Origin of the sequence: Frateuria sp., from assembly GCF_013362045.1 — a bacterium.
Classification (GTDB): Bacteria; Pseudomonadota; Gammaproteobacteria; order Xanthomonadales; family Rhodanobacteraceae; genus Frateuria_A.
In genome coordinates, this window is sequence record NZ_JABFWW010000093.1 from 14,309 (window position 1) to 34,015 (window position 19,707).

The 19,707-nt window shown below is 68.3% G+C and carries 17 protein-coding genes; 16 read left to right on the top strand and 1 reads right to left on the bottom strand.

The features are described from left to right. Window positions 1-193 precede the first annotated feature (193 nt). Complete coding sequence (gene map, locus HOQ08_RS04545) at window positions 194-958, bottom strand: type I methionyl aminopeptidase (RefSeq protein WP_291192103.1); 765 nt, start codon at window positions 956-958, stop codon at window positions 194-196. 300 nt (window positions 959-1,258) lie between these two features. Here map and rpsB point away from each other — a divergent pair, with 300 nt between their 5' ends. The 16 genes from rpsB to dnaE form a co-directional block, all read left to right on the top strand. Beyond that, window positions 1,259-2,146 carry a 30S ribosomal protein S2 gene (gene rpsB / locus HOQ08_RS04550; protein WP_291192104.1) on the top strand — a complete coding sequence of 296 codons (888 nt, stop codon included), beginning with the start codon at window positions 1,259-1,261 and terminating at the stop codon, window positions 2,144-2,146. A gap of 60 nt (window positions 2,147-2,206) precedes the next feature. Then, on the top strand, window positions 2,207-3,091 hold the full coding sequence (gene tsf / locus HOQ08_RS04555) for a translation elongation factor Ts (protein WP_291192106.1): 885 nt from the start codon (window positions 2,207-2,209) through the stop codon (window positions 3,089-3,091). Between the two features lie 244 nt (window positions 3,092-3,335). Further along, window positions 3,336-4,058 (top strand): UMP kinase, encoded by a 723-nt coding sequence (pyrH, locus tag HOQ08_RS04560; RefSeq protein ID WP_291192108.1) that lies wholly within the window; start codon window positions 3,336-3,338, stop codon window positions 4,056-4,058. Between the two features lie 75 nt (window positions 4,059-4,133). Further along, window positions 4,134-4,691: a ribosome recycling factor gene (gene frr / locus HOQ08_RS04565; RefSeq protein ID WP_291192110.1), complete on the top strand. Its 558-nt coding sequence runs from the start codon at window positions 4,134-4,136 to the stop codon at window positions 4,689-4,691. Window positions 4,692-4,890: 199 nt separating this feature from the next. Next, on the top strand, window positions 4,891-5,604 hold the full coding sequence (uppS, locus tag HOQ08_RS04570; protein WP_291192112.1) for a polyprenyl diphosphate synthase: 714 nt from the start codon (window positions 4,891-4,893) through the stop codon (window positions 5,602-5,604). Between the two features lie 35 nt (window positions 5,605-5,639). Then, the gene (locus HOQ08_RS04575) at window positions 5,640-6,458 is read left to right on the top strand and encodes a phosphatidate cytidylyltransferase (RefSeq protein ID WP_291192114.1); all 819 of its coding nucleotides are present in this window, start codon (window positions 5,640-5,642) and stop codon (window positions 6,456-6,458) included. A gap of 23 nt (window positions 6,459-6,481) precedes the next feature. Beyond that, the gene (locus HOQ08_RS04580) at window positions 6,482-7,660 is read left to right on the top strand and encodes a 1-deoxy-D-xylulose-5-phosphate reductoisomerase (protein WP_291192116.1); all 1,179 of its coding nucleotides are present in this window, start codon (window positions 6,482-6,484) and stop codon (window positions 7,658-7,660) included. 36 nt (window positions 7,661-7,696) lie between these two features. Then, the gene (rseP, locus tag HOQ08_RS04585; RefSeq protein WP_291192118.1) at window positions 7,697-9,043 is read left to right on the top strand and encodes an RIP metalloprotease RseP; all 1,347 of its coding nucleotides are present in this window, start codon (window positions 7,697-7,699) and stop codon (window positions 9,041-9,043) included. Window positions 9,044-9,205: 162 nt separating this feature from the next. Next, window positions 9,206-11,602, top strand: a complete 2,397-nt coding sequence (gene bamA / locus HOQ08_RS04590; RefSeq protein WP_291192120.1) for an outer membrane protein assembly factor BamA — start codon at window positions 9,206-9,208, stop codon at window positions 11,600-11,602. Window positions 11,603-11,732: 130 nt separating this feature from the next. Continuing rightward, window positions 11,733-12,761 (top strand): UDP-3-O-(3-hydroxymyristoyl)glucosamine N-acyltransferase, encoded by a 1,029-nt coding sequence (gene lpxD, locus HOQ08_RS04595; protein ID WP_291192122.1) that lies wholly within the window; start codon window positions 11,733-11,735, stop codon window positions 12,759-12,761. Beyond that, the gene (gene fabZ, locus HOQ08_RS04600; RefSeq protein WP_291192124.1) at window positions 12,754-13,227 is read left to right on the top strand and encodes a 3-hydroxyacyl-ACP dehydratase FabZ; all 474 of its coding nucleotides are present in this window, start codon (window positions 12,754-12,756) and stop codon (window positions 13,225-13,227) included. The genes lpxD and fabZ overlap by 8 nt, the downstream gene beginning before the upstream one ends. Beyond that, window positions 13,224-13,997: an acyl-ACP--UDP-N-acetylglucosamine O-acyltransferase gene (gene lpxA, locus HOQ08_RS04605; RefSeq protein WP_291192125.1), complete on the top strand. Its 774-nt coding sequence runs from the start codon at window positions 13,224-13,226 to the stop codon at window positions 13,995-13,997. Before fabZ ends, lpxA begins: the two co-directional genes overlap by 4 nt. Before the next feature lie 106 nt (window positions 13,998-14,103). Further along, window positions 14,104-15,300, top strand: a complete 1,197-nt coding sequence (gene lpxB, locus HOQ08_RS04610) for a lipid-A-disaccharide synthase (RefSeq protein WP_291192127.1) — start codon at window positions 14,104-14,106, stop codon at window positions 15,298-15,300. Window positions 15,301-15,382: 82 nt separating this feature from the next. Then, entirely contained in the window at window positions 15,383-16,030 is a 648-nt protein-coding gene (rnhB, locus tag HOQ08_RS04615) for a ribonuclease HII (RefSeq protein WP_291192129.1), read from the top strand. A gap of 263 nt (window positions 16,031-16,293) precedes the next feature. Next, window positions 16,294-16,494, top strand: a complete 201-nt coding sequence (locus HOQ08_RS04620) for a hypothetical protein (RefSeq protein WP_291192131.1) — start codon at window positions 16,294-16,296, stop codon at window positions 16,492-16,494. Between the two features lie 91 nt (window positions 16,495-16,585). After that, a partial coding sequence (gene dnaE, locus HOQ08_RS04625; RefSeq protein WP_291192133.1) for a DNA polymerase III subunit alpha occupies window positions 16,586-19,707 on the top strand: 3,122 nt, incomplete at its 3' end.

The window sequence follows — 19,707 nt, forward strand, 5'->3', positions numbered from 1 at the left end:
CAGCTCAGTTCACCGGATAGGCCAGCTTATATGCCTGTCACGCGGCACCGGAACGGCCCTTCGACTTCGCTGCGCTACGCTCGGGGCGAACGGGCTGAGGTTGACCGTTCGCCCTGAGCGTAGGCCCGCAGGGCCGTAGTCGAAGGGCACGCGTGGAAGCCGAACGTACGGGCAACCGTCAGTTGCCGTGCACTCACGCATCCGGCCAGGGCGTCAGGATCTCGAAACCGTCGTCGGTCACCGCCACGGTGTGTTCCCACTGCGCGGAGAGCGAGTGGTCCTTGGTGACCACCGTCCAGCCGTCCGGCAGCTGCTTGGTCTGCGGCTTGCCGGCGTTGATCATCGGCTCGACGGTGAAGGTCATGCCCTTCTTCAGTTCCACGCCGGTGCCGGGCTTGCCGTAGTGCAGCACCTGCGGCTCGTCGTGGTAGACCTTGCCGATGCCGTGGCCGCAGTACTCGCGCACCACCGAGAAGCCGGCCGCCTCGGCGTGCTTCTGGATGGCGTGGCCGATGTCGCCCAGCGTCGCGCCCGGGCGCACCGCGCCGATGCCGCGCATCATCGCCTCGTAGGTGGTGTCCACCAGGCGTTTGGCCAATACCGAGGGCGTCCCGACGAAGTACATGCGGCTGGTGTCGCCGTGCCAACCATCCTTGATGACGGTGACGTCCAGATTGATGATGTCGCCGTCCTTGAGCACCTTGCCCGGCGTCGGAATGCCATGGCAGATCACGTGGTTGACCGTGGTGCACAGGGTCTTGGGAAAGCCGTTGTAGCCCACGTTGGCGGGCACGGCCTTCTGCACGTTGACGATGTGCTCGTAGGCGATGCGGTCCAGGTCCTCGGTGGTGACGCCGGGCTTGACGTGCTCCTTGAGCAACGCCAGCACTTCGGCCGCCAGCTTGCCGGCGACGCGCATGCCTTCGAGGTCCTGGGGAGATTTGAGGGTGATGGCCATGGAGTCCGCTTCGGAAGGGGCGGCAGCGCCCGTGCCGGGGCAACTTGCCGCGAAGCCGGCGCGCCGGCTACAATTGCACGGTTTTGCAAGCCGTTGAAGTCCTTCGAGAAGGTCCGCGGCGCAAGACGAAACGGGATTGTAACCGCCTCGCGGTATCAAGCCCAACCAACGCCACACACGCATCGGCACCGCCTTCGGGGTGCCGCGGATCCGCCTTCCGGCGGCCGCGGTCGAAGCCGGGGATGCGTGGAGGTCCCAACCCCCGGGCCGTTCCGCGGCCCAACAATCAGGAATACCACCATGGCTCAAGTCACCATGCGCCAGATGCTCGAAGCTGGCGTGCATTTCGGTCACCAGACCCGCTACTGGAACCCGAAGATGGCCCCGTACATCTTCGGCGCGCGCGGCAAGATCCACATCATCAACCTCGAGAAGACCCTGCCGCTGTTCACCGACGCGATGAACTTCCTGTCGGGCCTGGCGCAGAAGCGCGGCACCGTCCTGTTCGTCGGCACCAAGCGCTCGGCCCGCGAACCGCTGGCCGAAGAGGCCGCCCGCGCCGGCATGCCCTTCGTCACCGCCCGCTGGCTGGGCGGCATGCTGACCAACTTCCGCACCGTCAAGCAGTCGGTCGCCCGCCTGAAGGAACTGGAAGCGGCCGAGACCGACGGTTCGTTCGAGAAGCTGGTCAAGCACGAAGTGCTGGCCCTGCGCCGCGAGCGCGAAAAGCTTGAAAACTCCCTGGGCGGCATCAAGAACATGAATCGCCTGCCCGACGCGCTGTTCGTGGTCGACATCGGCCACGAGGACATCGCGGTGCAGGAAGCCAAGAAGCTCGGCATCCCGGTGGTCGCGGTCGTTGACACCAACTACAACCCGGAGCTGGTGGACTACGCCATCCCGGGCAACGACGACGCGATCCGCGCGATCCAGCTGTACGCCCGCGCCGCGGCCGACTCGATCCTGGAGGGCAAGGCTGCCGCTCCGGACGCCGCCCACGGCGACGCCAACGAGTTCGTCGAGCTGGACGAGGAAGGCAACCCCGTCGCCAAGGACGAGCGCAAGGCCGCCCCGGCGCGTCGCGAGCGCGACAGCCGTGGCCCGGCCCGCAAGGGCGCCGGCGCTCCGCGCGGTGGCCGCGATGGCGGTCGTGGCCGCGGTGGTCGCGAGCAGACCGACGCCGAGTAAGCCTTTCACGCCGCCATGGCGGCATGGCCGCCATGGCGCACCAAGATTCGAGGATTTGAGATGAGCAATATCTCCGCACAACTGGTCAAGGAGCTGCGCGAGCGCTCCGGCGCCGGCATGATGGAATGCAAGAAGGCGCTGGTCGAGAACAACGGCGACATCGACGTGGCCATGGAATGGCTGCGCAAGTCGGGCCTGGCCAAGGCCGACAAGAAGGCCAGCCGCGTGGCCGCCGAAGGCCGCGTGGTGTCCGCGCAGAAGGACGGCAAGGCCGTGCTGGTCGAGATCAACTGCGAGACCGACTTCGTCGCCAAGGACGCCAGCTTCCTGAAGTTCACCGACACCGTCGCCGACGTGGCGCTGGAGTCGGGCGCCGCTGACGCCGCTGCGCTCAACGCCGCCGCTTTCCCGGGCGCGAGCAACGTGCAGGAAGCCGCCAAGGCGCTGATCGCCACCATCGGCGAGAAGATCGAAGTGCGCCGCATGGCCCGCGTCGAGACCGCCGACGGCAAGATCGGCAGCTACATCCACGGCGGCCGCATCGGCGTGCTGGTGTCGATCAAGGGCGGCTCCGAGGAGCTGGCCAAGGGCGTGGCGATGCACGTGGCGGCGATGAACCCGCCGTACGTGCGCGCCGAGGACGTGCCGGCCGACTTCATCGCCAAGGAGAAGGAGATCGCGCTGAGCCAGATGTCCGAGAAGGACAAGGCCAAGCCGGCCGAGATCCTGGAGAAGATCATCTCCGGCAAGATCAACAAGATCGTCTCGGAAGTCACCCTGCTCGGCCAGGCCTACGTGCTGGACACCAACATGACCGTGGCCGAGGCGCTGAAGAAGGAAGGCGCCGACGTGCAGACGGTGGTGCGCCTGGCCGTCGGCGAGGGCATCGAGAAGGTGGAAGAGGATTTCCACGCCGAAGTGATGAAGCAGGCGGGCCTGGCGTAAGCGCCATCCCTGTTTGCCCGGAAAGGCCGCGGGAAACCGCGGCCTTTTTTTTGCCTCCCCGCAAGACCGCCTCCCGTCCGCCCTTCGGGCGCCTTCCCCCGTGAAACGAGGGACGGATCAAGCGCACGGCGCGCCCACGTTCACCGGAAACCCGCATCGCGCGTGAACTGCAGCCGCGCCACGCCTGCCGGCCACCCCGCGCTGCCGCTACAATGCGCCGGTTTACCCACAATCCGGAGACCCCATGAGCGACCAGCCTTCGTACCGCCGCATCCTGCTCAAGCTCTCCGGTGAAGCGCTGATGGGCGAGGCGGACTACGGCATCGACCCGAAGGTGATCGGCCGCTTGGCCAACGAGATCATCGAGGTGAGCAAGGCCGGCGTGGAGGTGGGCGTGGTGATCGGCGGCGGCAACATCTTCCGCGGCGCCGGGCTGGCTGCGGCCGGCATGGACCGCGTCACTGGCGACCACATGGGCATGCTCGCCACGGTGATGAACGCGCTGGCGATGGCCGACGCGATCGAGAAGCGCGGCGGTTACGCGCGCGTGATGAGCGCGATCCAGATCCACGACGTGGCCGAGGACTTCATCCGCCGCCGCGCCATCCGCCACATCGAGAAAGGGCGCATCGCGCTGTTCGCCGCCGGCACCGGCAACCCGTTCTTCACCACCGACTCGGCCGCCGCGCTGCGCGCCGTCGAGATCGGCGCGGACCTGCTGCTCAAGGCCACCAAGGTCGACGGCGTGTACACCGCCGACCCGGCCCGCGACGCCAGCGCCACGCGCTACGAACAGCTGACCTACGACGAGGTCATCCAGCGCAATCTGCAGGTGATGGACACCGCCGCCATCGCGCTGTGCCGCGACCACGGCATGCCGCTGCGCATCTACGACATGACGGTGCCGGGCAACCTCATGCGCATCATGCGCGGCGAGCAGGTGGGATCGCTGGTCACCGCAAGCTGATCCGGTGCCCGGCGCGGCCGGCACCGGTCCCGCGCTGCTATACTCGCCAGCTTCACGCAACGCCGGGTGACTCCCATGCTCAACGACATCAAGAACGATGCCCAGACCCGCATGGGCAAGAGCATCGACGCGCTCAAGCACGACCTGACCCGCCTGCGCACCGGCCGCGCCAGCACCGCGCTGGTGGACCACATCAAGGTGCCCTACTACGGCTCGGACATGCCGCTGAACCAGGTGGCCTCGGTGTCGTTGGCCGACGCTCGCTCGATCCAGATCTCGCCGTTCGAGAAAAGCATGGTCGGCCCGATCGAGAAGGCGATCATGGCCTCGGACATCGGCGTCACGCCGACCACTGCCGGCACCGTGATCCGCCTGAACATGCCGCCGCTGACCGAAGAGCGCCGCAAGGAGCTGGCCAAGCATGTGGCGCACGAGGGCGAGAACGCCAAGGTCGCGATCCGTAACATCCGCCGCGACGCGATGCAGAAGGTCAAGGACCTGCTCAAGGACAAGCAGATCAGCGAGGACGAGGAGCGCCGCGCCGACGACGAGATCCAGAAGCTGACCGACCGCTTCGTCAAGGAAGTCGATGCCGTGGTCAAGGCCAAGGAAGACGAGCTGATGGCGATTTGAGCGGCCATCCGCTCATTGCCATGAACGCTGCGCGCTCCCCGTATTCTTCTCCCTCTCCCTTCAGGGGAAAGGGATGGGGTGAGGGGCCGTTCTTGCGAGAGGCCTGCACGAGCGACCCTGCCCGCAAGCCACAACCCCTCATCCGCCCCTATGGGGCACCTTCTCCCCGGAAGGGAGAAGGATCAGCCTGCGCACATCCATGACCATTCCCCGCCACATCGCCATCGTGATGGACGGCAACGGCCGTTGGGCGAAGGCGCGCCTGCGCCCGCGCAGCTTCGGCCACAACGCGGGGCGCAAGGCCGTGCGCGAGGTGGTCGAAGGCTGCCTGCGCCAGGGCGTGGAGGCGCTCACGCTGTTCGCCTTCTCCAGCGAGAACTGGCGGCGCCCCGACGAGGAAGTCGGCGCGCTGATGGAGCTGTTCCTGCGCGCGCTGGACAAGGAGGTCGACGAATTGCACGAGCAGGGCGTGCGGTTGCGCTTCATCGGCGACCTCTCCGCCTTCAACGAGGAACTGCGCAAGCGCATGGAGCTGGCGATGGCCCGTACCGCGGGCAATCTCAAGCTCGCGCTCAACGTGGCGGTCAACTACGGCGGGCGCTGGGACATCGTGCACGCCGCGCGCCGGGCGGCCATCGCGGTGGCGCAGGGCGAGCTGCGCGTCGAGGACATCGACGAGGCGCGCTTCAACGGCTGGACCAGTCTGGCCGAACTGCCGCCACTGGACCTGTTCATCCGCACCGGCGGCGAGATGCGCGTCAGCAACTTCCTACTCTGGCAGATCGCCTACGCCGAGCTGTACTTCACCGATACCTTGTGGCCGGACTTCGACCAGGCCTGCCTGGCCCGCGCCATCGAGGACTTTGCCCGCCGCGAACGCCGCTACGGGCGTACCGGCGAGCAGATCGCCTGAGTCCGTATGATCGGGCGATAACCGAAGGATCCTCGATGCTGCTCCAACGCACCCTCACCGCCCTGCTGCTTGCGCCTGTGGTCTTCCTGGTGATCCTGCTGCCGCCCACCTGGCTGTTCGCGCCGGTGGTAGCCGTGGTTTTCCTGGCCGCGCTGTGGGAATGGACGCGCCTGTCCGGCCTGCGCAACCGGCGCGTGCGCGGCGCGCTGCTGGCCGTTGCGCTGGCGGCGTTCGGCCTGCTCTGGTGGCTCCAGGCCACGCCCGTGTGGCCCGTGCTGCTGGTGGCGGGCGTCGCCTGGTGGGCGCTGGCCTGCCTCTGGCTAAGACACTACACCTTCGCCGCCGCGCCGACCCCGGAGAACCGCAACCTCAAGCTCACCGCGGGCGTGTTCGTGCTGTTTCCGGCGTTCGTCGGTCTGCTGGCCATCCACGCCAGCGAGCCGCACGGCCACTGGTGGACCTTCCTCGCCCTGGCGATCGTGTGGGCCGCCGACATCGGCGCGTACTTCAGCGGCCGCTTCCTGGGCAAGCGCAAGCTCGCGCCCAACATCAGCCCGGGCAAGACCTGGGCGGGTGTGTATGGCGCGTTCGCCGCCGGGGCGCTGATAACGGTCGCGGGCGGCTGGCTGCTCGGCGTCGAGGGCCTGCGCCTGCTCGGCCTGGCGCTGCTGGCCGTGCTCACGGTGGCCGCGTCGATCATCGGCGACCTGATCGAGAGCCTGATGAAGCGCCACGCCCAGGTGAAGGATTCCGGCCGCATGTTCCCCGGCCATGGCGGCCTGCTCGACCGCATGGACAGCGTGTTCGCCGCGGTGCCGGTGTTCGCGCTGGGCAAGTTGCTGCTGGGCCTATGACTGCGGCGCCTGTAAACGCCGGCGTGCCCCGCCAAGTCGCCGTGCTGGGCGCCACCGGCTCGATCGGCGGCAGCACGCTCGACGTGATCGGCCGGCATCCGGATCGTTTCCGCGCCGCCGTGCTGGTCGCGAACCGCAACGTCGAGGCGCTGGTGGCGCTGTGCGCGAGGCACCGCCCGGAGCTGGCGATCATCGCCGACTCCGCACTGGAGGCCGCGCTCGCCCGCGGGCTCAACGCCGCCGGCGTGCACTGCGCAGTGGCCAGCGGCGCCGAGGCGATCACCGCCGCGGCAGCCGGCCCGTTGTGCGACACGGTGGTCGCCGCCATCGTCGGCGCGGCCGGGCTGGAGTCGACCCTGGCCGCCGCGCGCGCGGGCAAGCGCCTGCTGCTGGCCAACAAGGAATCGATCGTGATGGCCGGCGAACTGCTGCTGGCCGCGCTGCGCGAGGGTGGCGGCGATCTGGTGCCGGTCGATTCGGAACACAACGCCATCTTCCAGTGCCTGCCCGGCGGCCGTCCCGACCTCGATGCGAAAGGCGTGCGCCGGCTGATCCTCACCGCCTCCGGCGGCCCGTTCCGCGGCAGGAGCCGCGCCGAACTCGCCGGCGTCACGCCCGAGCAGGCCTGCAGGCATCCCAACTGGGTGATGGGCCGCAAGATCTCGGTCGACTCGGCCACCCTGATGAACAAGGGCCTGGAAGTCATCGAGGCGCATCATTTGTTCGGCGCCGCGCCCGGGCGCATCGAGGTGGTGGTGCACCCGCAGAGCATGATCCATTCGATGGTCGAGTACGCCGACGGCTCCGTGCTGGCCCAGCTGGGCAACCCGGACATGCGCACGGCGATCGCCCACGCGCTGGCCTGGCCCCGGCGCATCGAAGCCGGCGTGGCGCCGCTGGACCTGACCACCTGCGCACCGCTGGCCTTCGAGAAGCCGGACCTCGAGACCTTCCGCTGCCTGGCGTTGGCCTTCCAGGCGCTGCGCGAAGGCGGCGACGCCCCCGCCATCCTCAACGCCGCCAACGAAGTGGCGGTGGAGGCCTTCCTGGCCGGAACGCTGCCGTTCCTGGCGATCGCCGAGCTGGTCGAGGGCGTGCTCGAGGAACTGCCGGCCCAGCCCGTGGTCGATGTCCAGGCCCTGCGCGAACGCGACGCGCAGGCACGTTCAGTGGCGCGGCGCAAGTTGCGCACGGCTTGCTGATAAGCTCGGACTCGAGAAGTAATCCCCAGGTTTTCGATGAATCCCTTTTTCGGCTCGGTGTTCTGGTTGCTGGTCACGCTGGGCGTGCTGGTGACCTTCCATGAGTTCGGCCACTACTGGGTCGCGCGCCGCTGCGGCGTCAAGGTGCTGCGCTTCTCGGTCGGCTTCGGCCGGGCGGTGTGGAGGCGCATCGGCCGCGACGGCACCGAATATCAGGTCGCGATGATTCCGCTGGGCGGCTACGTGAAGATGCTCGACGCCCGCGAGGGCGAGGTCGACCCCGCACTGCGCGAGGTCGAGTTCACCAGCAAGAGCGTGTGGAAGCGCATCGCCATCGTCATCGCCGGCCCCGGCTTCAACCTGATCTTCGCGGTGGCCGCGCTCTGGCTGATGTTCATGCTGGGCCGCCCGGATGCGGCGCCCGTGGTCACCGCCGCGCCCGGCAGCATGGCCGCCGCGGCCGGCATCCAGCCCGGCGACCGCCTGCTGCGCGTGGATGGTGCCCCGGTGGCCACCATGAGCGACTCGATGGACGAGGTCGCCACCGCCCTGCTCGGGCGCGAACCGCTGCCGCTGGTGGTCAAGGGCCGCGACGGCGCCCAGCGCGACGTGGTGCTGCCGCTGCAGCAGCTGCCGGCCGGCCTCAGCATCGACAAATACTTCGACACGCTGGGCCTGAAGCTCGCGCCGCCCCCCGCGATCGCCGCCACCGTGATGCCTGGCCAACCGGCGGCGCAGGCCGGGATGCGCAGCGGCGATGCGCTGCTGGCCGTGAACGGCAAGCCGGTGTCCGACTTCGACGCCTTCGCCACGGCGGTCAAGGACGCCGCGCCGCAGTCGCCCAGGCTCGATGTCACCGTGCGCCGCGACGGCCAGGTGCTGCACCTGCCGGTGGTGGCGCGCTGGGAGTCGCTGCAGGGCCAGCCGGCCCGCTGGGCGGTGGGCATCGGCGCGGTTCCCGGCGAGAGCGCGATGCGCCGCTACGGCCCGGTCAGGGCACTGGGCGCGGCGCTGCAGTCGACCTGGGACAGCACCCGCCAGACCTTCACCATGATCGGCAAGATGGTCAGCGGACAGGCCTCCACCCGCAACCTCTCGGGCGTGATCGGCATCGCCCAGGTCGCCAACCAGTCGGCGCAGATGGGCCTGCCCTGGTTCCTCAATTTCCTGGCGCTGGTGTCGCTGAGCCTGGCGATCCTCAACCTGCTGCCGATCCCCGTCTTGGACGGCGGACACCTGCTGTATTACCTTATCGAGTTGGTCAAAGGCAGCCCGGTGAGCGAGCGGACCCAGATGATCGGCCAGTACATCGGCCTGGTCCTTTTGTTCACGCTGATGGGGCTGGCGTTCTACAACGACATACACCGCACCCTGCTTTCGTGACGCGCGTGCCCTCCCCCGCGGCTATCGGCCCGTCGGCGGCAGCGACGCCCGGTACGGGTGCGGATGCGTCCCGGGACGAGGCCCAGCCCCGTCCCTCTCATCAGGCTCATGCTCGGAACGGCTCGCAAGGCCGGCCGTCGGAATAACCCACCGGAATCGACGATGAAGCGTATCGCCGCCCTGCTCCTGCTCGCCTCACTCTCCGCGAACGCGCTGGCGTTCGAGCCGTTCGTCGTCTCCGACATCCGCATCGACGGGTTGAGCCGCATCTCCGCCGGCACCGTCTACAACTACCTGCCGATCAACAAGGGCGACCGGCTCACCGACGACGAGGCCGAGCGCGCCATCCGCGCCCTCTACAACACCAAGTTCTTCAGCGACGTCGAGCTCTCGCGCGAGGGCAGCATCCTGGTGATCAAGGTGGTCGAGCGCCCGTCGATCGCCAAGCTCACCCTGCGCGGCAACAAGGACATCAAGGAAGAGGACCTGCGCAAGGGCCTGAAGGAGATCGGCCTGTCCGAGGGCGAGACCTTCGACCGGCTGTCGCTGGACCGCGTGCAGCAGGAGCTGATCCGCCAGTACTACAACCGCGGCAAGTACAACGTCTCGGTCGACCCGCACGTGACCCGGCTGGACCGCAACCGCGTGGCGATCGACATCGAGATCCGCGAGGGCAAGGCGGCCAAGATCAAGCAGATCAACATCGTCGGCAACACCGCCTTTACCGACAAGGCCATCCGCGAGGACTTCGAGTCGGACACCACCAACTGGATGTCCTGGTATTCCAAGGACGACCAGTACTCGCGCGAGAAGCTCTCCGGCGACCTGCAGAAGCTGCAGTCCTACTACATGGACCGCGGCTATGCCGACTTCGGCATCGACTCCTCGCAGGTCACCATCGCGCCCGACAAGCGCGCCATGTACATCGCCGCCAGCATCAAGGAGGGCGAGATCTATACCGTCTCGGACGTGCACCTGCTGGGCGAGCTGATCCTGCCGGAGGACATGCTGCGCCAGCTGGTGTTCGTCAAGAAGGACCAGACCTTCAACCGCAAGGCGGTGGAGGCGAGCTCCGACGCGATCAAGGCGATGCTGGCCAACATCGGCTACGCCTACGCCAAGGTCACGCCGGTGCCCAAGCTGGACAAGGAAAAGCGCACCGTCGACCTGACCTTCTACATCGAGCCGGGCCAGCGCGTGTACGTGCGCCGCGTGGTGTTCCAGGGCAACACCCGCACCGAGGACGACGTGCTGCGCCGCGAGATGCGTCAGCTCGAGGGCACCTACTACTCGCAGGCGGCGCTGGACCGCTCCAAGATCCGCCTGCAGCGCCTGGGCTACTTCAAGAAGGTCGACATCGACAAGCAACGCGTGCCGGGCACCGAGGACCAGGTCGACGTCACGGTGAAGGTCGAGGAGCAGTCCGCCGGCAGCATGATGTTCGGCATCGGCTACTCGCAGTATTCGGGCGTGATCCTCAACGCCTCGGTGTCGCAGAACAACTTCCTGGGCACCGGCGACAGCTTCAGCGTGGGCGCGGAGCATTCGAGCTACTACTCGCGCATCACCGCCAGCTACTACAACCCGTACCTGACCGACAACGGCATCGGCATCGGCTACAACGCCACGTATTCGAAGACCGACTACGGCAATACCGACTTCGCCAACTACGAGAACAGCACCAAGTCGTTCTCCAGCTACCTCGGCATCCCGATCAGCGAAACCGACGGCCTGCGCGTGGGCCTGGGCGTGTCCAGCAACAAGATCAACACCTTCGCGGGCATCACCCCGCAGGTGCTGGTGGACTACCAGAACGCGGTCGGCAACCGCACCGTCCACACCTGGACGGGCACGCTGGGCTGGAACCACGACACCCGCAACGGCTACTGGGCGCCCACCCGCGGCGGCCTGCTCTCGGCCAACACCGAGATCGCACTGCCCGGCTCCACCGTGCAGTACTGGAAGTTCATGGGCGAGGCCAACCACTACTGGCCGATCGGCGGCGGCTTCGTGCTGTACCTCGACGGGCAGGTCGGCTACGGCGAAAGCTACGGCAACCAGACCTACAGCCGCACCTTCGGCGACTTCGTGGCGGGCCAGAAATACGACTTTCCGTTCTGGGAGAACTTCTACTCCGGCGGCGTGCGCGACGTCCGCGGCTTCCAGGACAACACGCTGGGCCCGCGCGTGTGCATCGGCGCCTCCGGTGCCACCAGCGTGCCCAACGCCAACGGCACCTGCTCCAACGGCTATTACCAGTACGCCCAGCCGATCGGCGGCGCCTTCAAGGTGCTGGGCACGGCGCAGGTGTTCATCCCGCTGCCGTTCCTCAAGGACGTCAACACCGCGCGCGTTTCCGCCTTCGTCGACGTCGGCAACGCGTTCCGCAACTACCAGAGCTTCGACGCCAGCGAGCTGCGTGCCTCGGCCGGCATCGCCCTGCAGTGGCAGGCGCCGATCGGTCCGCTGATCATCAACTTCGCCATGCCGATCCGCTCCAAGGCGGAGGATCGCCATTACGAGGAGCGCATCCAGTTCACCTTCGGCAGCCAGTTCTGACCCGGCCGCAGGCGCGACCCCAAGGCGCGGCCCCCGGGCCGCGCTTTTCGTTTGCGGGCACGGCCGCACGGACGGGCGTCGTGCCGCCGCGCGCCCTCGCCTACAATGGCCAGCCTCAACCGGAGCGCCCATGAGCGAGCACAACTACACAGTGGCCGAGCTGGCCGGGAGGTTCGGCCTCGCCTTCCATGGCGATGGCGCGCGGCGGATCGCCGGCGTGGGCACGCTGGCCTCGGCGCAACCGGACCAGTTGAGCTTCCTTTCCAACGGCAAGTATGCCGCGCAGTTGAAGGCGACCTGCGCCGGCGTGGTCGTGCTGCGCGAGGAGTACCTGGCCGACTGCCCCACCGCGGCTCTCGTTGCCGCCGACCCGTACGTCGCCTATGCCCGGCTCGCCGCGCTGTTCGAGCGCCTGCCCGCCGCGCCACGCGGCGTCCATCCCAGCGCGGTGGTCTCCACCAGCGCCCGGGTCAGCACCGGCGCCAGCATCGGTCCGCATTGCGTGATCGAGGACGGTGCCGTGGTGGAGGATGGCGCCGTCCTCGGCCCGCACTGCATCGTCGGACCGGACTGCGTGGTGGGCGCGCAATCGCGCCTGGTCGCGCGGGTGACCCTGGTCATGCGCGTCACGCTGGGCAGGCGCGTGCTGGTGCATCCTGGCGCGGTCATCGGCTCCGACGGCTTCGGCCTGGCCTTCGAGCGGGACCACTGGGTGAAGATTCCGCAGCTGGGCGGCGTGCGCATCGGCGACGACTGCGAGATCGGCGCCAACACCACCATCGACCGCGGCGCACTGGAAGACACCGTGTTGGAAGAGGACGTGCGGCTGGACAACCAGATCCAGATCGCCCACAACGTGCTGATCGGCGCGCATACCGCAATGGCCGGCTGCGCAGCGGTGGCGGGCAGCGCCAAGATCGGCCGCTACTGCCAGATCGGCGGCAACGCCGGCGTGCTCGGCCATCTCGAGCTGGCCGACCGGGTTACCATTACCGCCAAGAGCCTGGTCACGCATTCGATCCGCGAGCCGGGCGAGTATTCCTCGGGCGTGCCGCTGCAGGACAACCGCCAGTGGCGCAGGAACGCCGCCCGCTTCAAGCACCTTGATGAGTTCGCGCGTCGCCTGTCGACGCTGGAGAAGGACAGTAACGATGAGTAATGCCCCCGCGACATGGACCTTGCCGGTGAATGTGGAGCAGATCCAGCAGCTGCTGCCGCACCGCTACCCGTTCCTGCTGGTCGACCGCGTGATCGAACTGGTGCCGGACACCAGCGTGGTCGCGCTCAAGAACGTGACCATCAACGAGCACTTCTTCCTCGGCCATTTCCCCGGACATCCGGTGATGCCCGGCGTGTTGATCGTGGAGGCGATGGCGCAGGCCGCGGGCCTGCTGACGCAGATCTCCAGCCGCATGAAAGGCGACCAGGGCAGCCCGCTGTTCTATCTGGCCAAGGTCGACAACGCCCGCTTCAACGCCCCGGTGGTGCCGGGCGACCAGCTGCGGCTGGAGGTTTCGCTCAAGCGGCTGATGCGCGGCATGGGCCTGTTCGTCGCCCGCTCGCTGGTCGAGGGCAAGGAAGTGGCGAGCTGCGAGCTGATGTGCGCCGCGAGGTCCGACAAATGATCCACCCCACCGCGCAGATCGATCCGGGCGCCGTGATCGGGCGGAACGTCACGATCGGGGCCTACAGCGTGGTCGGTGCGGAGGTGGAAATCGGCGAAGGCACGGTGATCGGGCCCCACGTGGTGATCGAAGGCCCCACGCGGATCGGCCGCGACAATCGCATCAGCCAGTTCGCCTCGATCGGCGGGCCGCCGCAGGACAAGAAGTTCGCCGGCGAGCGCACCGAACTGGTGATCGGCGACCGCAACCTGATCCGCGAGTTCGTCACCATCAACCGCGGCACCGGCGAAGGCGGCGGCTGCACCCGCATCGGCGACGACAACTGGCTGCTCGCCTACGTGCACATCGCGCACGACTGCCAGGTCGGCAACCGCGCGGTGTTCTCCAATTACTCGGCGCTGGCCGGGCACGTGGAGATCGGCGACTGGGTGATCATCTCCGGCTATGCCGGCGTGCACCAGTTCTGCAAGGTCGGCGCCCACGCCTTCATCGGCATGGGCTGCCTGGTCGGCTCCGACGTGCCGCCGTTCGTGATGATGGCCAACGAGCAGCACGGCCGCCCCCGCGGCATCAACAGCGAAGGCCTCAAGCGCCGCGGCTTCGACTCGCCGCGCATCTCGGCGATCAAGCGCGCCTATCGCACGCTGTACATGGCCGGGCTGTCGCTGCCCGAGGCGCGCCAGCAGCTCGCCACGCAGGCGCATGACAGCGATGACGTGCGCGAAATGCTGGACTTCCTCGACCGTAGCGAGCGCTCGCTGGCACGGTAGCAACGTCCCGCGTCATCCACGCCAAACTTCTTCTTCCTGCGGGAGGCGGGGCGAGGGTGTCGAGCCCGCGACAAGGCCCGACCCGCGCGCGCTACACTCCTGCTCCATGCGTTCCTCGCCTCTCATCGCCCTCATCGCCGGCGAAGATTCCGGCGACCAGCTCGGCGCCGAGCTGGTCGCGGCCCTGCGCAGGCGCTACCCGGATGCCCGTTTCGTCGGCATCGGCGGAGCGCGCATGCAGCGCGAGGCGTTCGAGTCCTGGTACGACATCCGCGAGTTGTCGCTGATGGGTTTCGCCGAGGTGATCGGCCATCTGCCGCGCCTGCTGCGCCTGCGCAAGGCGCTGCTGCAGCGGCTGCTCGACGTGCGCCCGGACGTGGTGGTCGGCATCGACGCGCCCGACTTCAACCTGGGCGTCGAGCGCCGCCTCAAGGAGGCGGGCGTGCGCACTGTCCATTACGTAAGCCCGTCGGTCTGGGCCTGGCGCGAGAAGCGTGCCGAAAAGATCGGCGCGAGCGCGGACCGCGTGCTGTGCCTGTTCCCCATGGAGCCGCCGATCTACGCGCGCCACGGCGTGGACGCGCGCTTCGTGGGCCATCCGCTGGCCGACCGCTTCGCGCTGGTGTCCGACCGGGTCGGCGCCCGCGACCTGCTGCAGCTGCCGCAGGACGCACCGGTGCTGGCCGTGCTGCCGGGCAGCCGGCCGTCGGAAATCGAGCGCCTGGGTACCATTTTCATCGAGGCCGCACGGCGCGTGGGCGCGGCGCTACCGGGCCTGCGCATCGTGATCCCGGCCGCCAACGCGCAAGTGCACGCACGCCTGAAAGCCCTGCTCGCGACGGGCCCGCGCGACGAGGGCGCGCCCCTGCTGATCGAAGGCCATGCCCACGAAGCCATGCTCGCCGCCGACGTGGTGCTGCTGGCCTCCGGCACCGCCACGCTGGAAGCGATGCTGGCCAAGCGGCCGATGGTGGTCGGTTACCGCGTGTCGCCCTGGAGTTACCGCATCGCCCGCGCCCTGCGCATGCTCAAGACCGACGTGTACGCGCTGCCCAACATCCTGGCGCGCGCCTGCGGGCTCGGCCAGGAGAAGCTGGTGCCCGAACTGATGCAGGAGGACTGCACCGCCGCGAATCTCGCCCAGGCCACGCTGGCGCTGTTTGCGGACAGCGAGCGGCGCGGCCGGGTGGTGGCGGCGTTCGAACAGTTGCACCGCGTGCTGCGCGGATCGGAGGAAGGCGGTGCGGGCGGGCGCGCGGCCGCCGCCGTGGCCGAGCTGCTGGAGGGCCGGCATGCTTCCTGACGGTTCCGACGAAGTCGCGACCTTGCTCCCGCCCTCTTCCGAGGTGGGCACGCACCCTGGCGACGGGGCAGCTATCGCGGAGATGCCATGCGGCATCCCGGTGGCGGGCGGTCCATTGCCACCAGGCGCGCGGCCTTCGCCGAAGATCGCGCGCCTGGTGGCCGGCGTCGACGAAGCCGGCCGGGGCCCGCTCGCCGGCCCGCTGGCGGTGGCCGCGGTGATCCTGAATCCGCGTCGCCGCATCCGTGGCCTGGACGATTCCAAGAAGCTCACCGAAGCGCGGCGCGAGGCGCTCTATGCGCAGATCGTCGAGCGCGCGCTGGCCTGGCACGTCGTGCTGGTCGAGGTGGAGGAAATCGACCGCATCAACATCTATCAGGCCACCATGGCCGGCATGTGCCGGGCCGTGGCGGGCCTGCAGGTGGCCGCGCACGAAGCCTGGGTCGACGGCAACCAGCTGCCCAAGGCGCTGCCCTGCCCGGGCCGCGCCATCGTCGGCGGCGATGCGCTGGAGCCGGCGATCAGCGCCGCCTCGATCATCGCCAAGGTCACCCGCGACCGGTTGATGCACGCACTCGACGGCCACCATCCCGGCTACGGTTTCGCCAACCACAAAGGCTACTCCACGCCCGAACACCTGGCCGCGCTCAGGCAGCTGGGGCCCTGCCCGCTGCACCGACGCAGCTTCGCGCCGGTGAAGCTGCTGCACGACCAGGGCACGTTGTTCTAACGCAGGAAACATTGCCTGGCGGAACGCCGATCGTGGCCGTGGCCGTCAGCCTTCCCGCAATACCTCGGAGACGCATGCCCGCCTCTGCACGGTCGCGCGCGGTCGCCGGGTGCGGCGGCAAAAATAGGTCATAGGTCTATGCAACTTTCGCTGCAATCGGCGCATCCTATCGGTCATGGAAAGAGGGTCGTCGCTCCGGCCTTCCAGCGTTCGCACGGACGCCGTCGTTCTCCACCGCGGATGCCCTCCGCAGGAGTCGTGCCATGTTGTCCCGCTTCTTCCACGTGCGCTCCAGCCTGAAACCCTTCGCCACGCCAGCCGTCCAGCCCCGCGCGGACGAGACGCCGGGACCGACCGGTCCGAGCCCTCCCCACGCCGACTACGACCGGCGACCGCTGGCGACCAGCGGCTTCGACCATTACGTCGAATGGAACGAGGACGACGAGCGGTTCTTCGTGCACTGAAGCCGGCGGCAGCAGCCGCCCACCCGCTGTCAAGCTTGTGGGAAGCGGGCGCCGCAGCGTAGCCTTCACGGACTCACCCGAGTGAGTCTGCATGTCCGCCCGCTTCGTCCATTTCCACCTGCACAGCGAGTACTCGCTGGTCGACTCGACCATCCGCATCAAGGCGCTGGTCGATGCCTGCGTGCGCGAAGGCATGCCGGCGGTGGCGCTCACCGACGACAGCAACATGTTCGCGCTGGTGAAGTTCTACAAGGCGTGCAGCGGCGCCGGCATCAAGCCGATCGGCGGCTGCGACCTGTGGATCGGCTCGCCCGACGACCCGCGCCCCTGGCGATTGACTCTGGTGTGCCAGAACCGCGAGGGCTATCTCAACCTGTCCCGGCTGGTCTCGCGCGCATGGCGCGAGGGCCAGCATGGCGGCAAGGCGCTGGTCGAGTCCGGCTGGCTTACCGCCGAATCCAGCGCGGGGCTGATCGCCCTGCTCGGGCGTGAAAGCGAGGTCGGCCGGGTGGCGGCCAACCAGGGCGTGGAGGCGGCGCATGCGCGACTGCAGCCACTGGTGCGCCTGTTCCCCGACCGCCTCTATCTGGAGCTCACCCGCTGCGGCCGCGAGGGCGAAGAAGCCTGGAACACCGCGGCGCTGGCGCTGGGCGATGCCTTCGAGCTGCCGCTGCTGGCCAGCAACGATGTGCGCTTCCTCAAGCGGGACGACTTCGAGGCGCACGAGGCGCGCGTATGCATCCACCAGGGTCGCGTGCTGGCCGATCCCAAGCGCCCGCGCGACTATTCCGACCAGCAGTACCTCAAGTCCCCGGCCGAGATGGCCAAGCTGTTCGCCGACCTGCCCGAAGCGCTGGAGAACACGGTCGAGCTGGCCAAGCGCTGCAGCCTGGAACTCAAGTTCGGCACCTACTACCTGCCCGACTTCCCGGTGCCCGAAGGCTACGACCTCGACAGCTACATCCGGGAGACCGCGCGTCAGGGCCTGGCCGAGCGCCTCGCCACCGCACCGCTGGCGCCCGGCTACACGCTGGACGATTACGAAGCGCGGCTGGAGCGCGAGCTGGACGTCATCATCCGCATGGGCTTCCCCGGCTACTTCCTGATCGTGGCCGACTTCATCAACTGGGGTAAGCAGAACGGCATCCCGGTCGGACCCGGCCGCGGCTCGGGCGCCGGCTCCCTGGTCGCGTGGGTGCTGAAGATCACCGACCTCGACCCGCTGCAGTTCGACCTGCTGTTCGAGCGCTTCCTCAACCCCGAACGCGTGTCGATGCCGGACTTCGACATCGACTTCTGCATGGACCGCCGCGACGAAGTGATCGACTACGTCGCGCACAAGTACGGCCGCGACCACGTCAGCCAGATCATCACCTACGGCTCGATGGCCGCGAAGGCCGTGCTGCGCGACTCCGGCCGCGTGCTGGGCATGGGGTACAACCAGGTCGACCGCATCGCCAAGCTGATCCCGCCGCGGCCGCTGGACCTGACCTTGTCCGATGCGCTCGGCCGCACCGAGAAGTCGAAGAAGGAGCCCGACCGCGTCGTCAGGGAGTTCTGCGAGCTCTACGAGCAGGACGAAGAAGCGCGCACGCTGGTGGATCTGGCGCTGAAGCTGGAAAACCTCACCCGCAACGCCGGCAAGCACGCCGGCGGCGTGGTGATCGGGCCCAAGCCGCTGACCGAGTTCGCGCCGCTGTATTGCGAGCCGGGCGGCGGCGGCGTGGTGACGCAGTACGACAAGGACGACGTCGAGGCGGTCGGCCTGGTCAAGTTCGACTTCCTCGGCCTGCGAACGCTCACCATCATCGACTGGGCGGTCAAGGCCATCAACGCACGCCGCGCGAAGGCAGGCGAGCAACCGCTGGACATCGCCACGCTGCCGCTGGACGATCCTGCGCCCTACGAGCTTCTGAAGAAAGCGCAGACGGTTGCGGTGTTCCAGCTCGAATCCTCCGGCATGCAGCGCATGCTCAAGGACGCCAAGCCCGACCGCTTCGAGGACATCATCGCGCTGGTGGCACTCTACCGCCCCGGCCCGATGGACCTGATCCCCAGCTTCGTCGCGCGCAAGCACGGCCGCGAGGACGTGGAATACCCCGACCCGCGCGTCGAGCCGATCCTGAAAGAGACCTACGGCATCATGGTCTACCAGGAGCAGGTGATGCAGATGGCGCAGATCGTCGGCGGCTACACGCTCGGCGGCGCCGACCTGCTGCGTCGCGCGATGGGCAAGAAGAAAATCGAGGAGATGGTCAAGCACCGCGCGACCTTCCGCGAAGGTGCCGCCAAGGACGGACTGTCCGGCGAGAAGGCCGACGCCATCTTCGACCTGATGGAGAAGTTCGCCGGCTACGGCTTCAACAAGTCGCACGCGGCCGCCTACGCGCTGGTGTCCTACCAGACCGCGTGGCTGAAGGCGCATTACCCGGCCGAGTTCATGGCCGCGACGATCTCCTCGGACATGGACAACACCGACAAGGCGGTGACGTTCCTGGACGAGTCGCGCGCGATCGGCCTGACCATCCTGCCGCCGGACGTCAATGCCTCGGACTTCATGTTCGTGGCGGTGGAGCCGCGCGTGATCCGCTACGGCCTGGGGGCCATCAAGGGCGTCGGCCAGGGCGCCTGCGAGTCGATCGTCGAGGAACGACGGCGTGGGGGCGCGTACAAGGACCTGGCCGACTTCTGCCGTCGCGTCGATCCGACCAGGCTCAACCGACGCGTGCTGGAAGCGCTGATCCTCTCCGGCAGCCTGGACGCGCTGGCGCCCACCCGCGCCAGCCTGATGCTGCAGTTGCCCGGCGCGATCAAGGCCGCCGAGCAGAACCTGCGCGACGCGCAGTCCGGCCAGAACGACATGTTCGGCGCATCGATGGGCACGGCGGCGCCAGTGGTGCAGATCGAATTGCCGACGGCGCCGGAGTGGCCGCTGGAGCAGAAGCTGCAGGGTGAACGCGACACGCTCGGCCACTATCTGTCCGGCCACCCGACCGACCCGTGGCGCGAGGAGCTGGCGCAGCTGTCCACCTGCCCCCTCGGCGAGATCGCCGAACGCTACCAGCCACCGCGCCTGCGCAAGAACGACAACGACGACGGCAACCGCTTCCGCCGCGGGCCGGACACGCCCTGGACCGTGGCAGGCATGGTCACCCCCGTGCGCGAGCGCGGCGACAGCGACGCCTTCGTGCGGCTGGAGGACGGCACCGGCAC

Bases quoted from the DNA above. Each gene is read 5' to 3' on its own strand.
- map (WP_291192103.1), bottom strand. From the start codon at position 958: ATGGCCATCACCCTCAAATCTCCCCAGGACCTCGAAGGCATGCGCGTC.
- rpsB (WP_291192104.1), top strand. From the start codon at position 1,259: ATGGCTCAAGTCACCATGCGCCAGATGCTCGAAGCTGGCGTGCATTTC.
- tsf (WP_291192106.1), top strand. From the start codon at position 2,207: ATGAGCAATATCTCCGCACAACTGGTCAAGGAGCTGCGCGAGCGCTCC.
- pyrH (WP_291192108.1), top strand. From the start codon at position 3,336: ATGAGCGACCAGCCTTCGTACCGCCGCATCCTGCTCAAGCTCTCCGGT.
- frr (WP_291192110.1), top strand. From the start codon at position 4,134: ATGCTCAACGACATCAAGAACGATGCCCAGACCCGCATGGGCAAGAGC.
- uppS (WP_291192112.1), top strand. From the start codon at position 4,891: ATGACCATTCCCCGCCACATCGCCATCGTGATGGACGGCAACGGCCGT.
- HOQ08_RS04575 (WP_291192114.1), top strand. From the start codon at position 5,640: ATGCTGCTCCAACGCACCCTCACCGCCCTGCTGCTTGCGCCTGTGGTC.
- rseP (WP_291192118.1), top strand. From the start codon at position 7,697: ATGAATCCCTTTTTCGGCTCGGTGTTCTGGTTGCTGGTCACGCTGGGC.
- bamA (WP_291192120.1), top strand. From the start codon at position 9,206: ATGAAGCGTATCGCCGCCCTGCTCCTGCTCGCCTCACTCTCCGCGAAC.
- lpxD (WP_291192122.1), top strand. From the start codon at position 11,733: ATGAGCGAGCACAACTACACAGTGGCCGAGCTGGCCGGGAGGTTCGGC.
- fabZ (WP_291192124.1), top strand. From the start codon at position 12,754: ATGAGTAATGCCCCCGCGACATGGACCTTGCCGGTGAATGTGGAGCAG.
- lpxA (WP_291192125.1), top strand. From the start codon at position 13,224: ATGATCCACCCCACCGCGCAGATCGATCCGGGCGCCGTGATCGGGCGG.
- lpxB (WP_291192127.1), top strand. From the start codon at position 14,104: ATGCGTTCCTCGCCTCTCATCGCCCTCATCGCCGGCGAAGATTCCGGC.
- rnhB (WP_291192129.1), top strand. From the start codon at position 15,383: ATGCCATGCGGCATCCCGGTGGCGGGCGGTCCATTGCCACCAGGCGCG.
- HOQ08_RS04620 (WP_291192131.1), top strand. From the start codon at position 16,294: ATGTTGTCCCGCTTCTTCCACGTGCGCTCCAGCCTGAAACCCTTCGCC.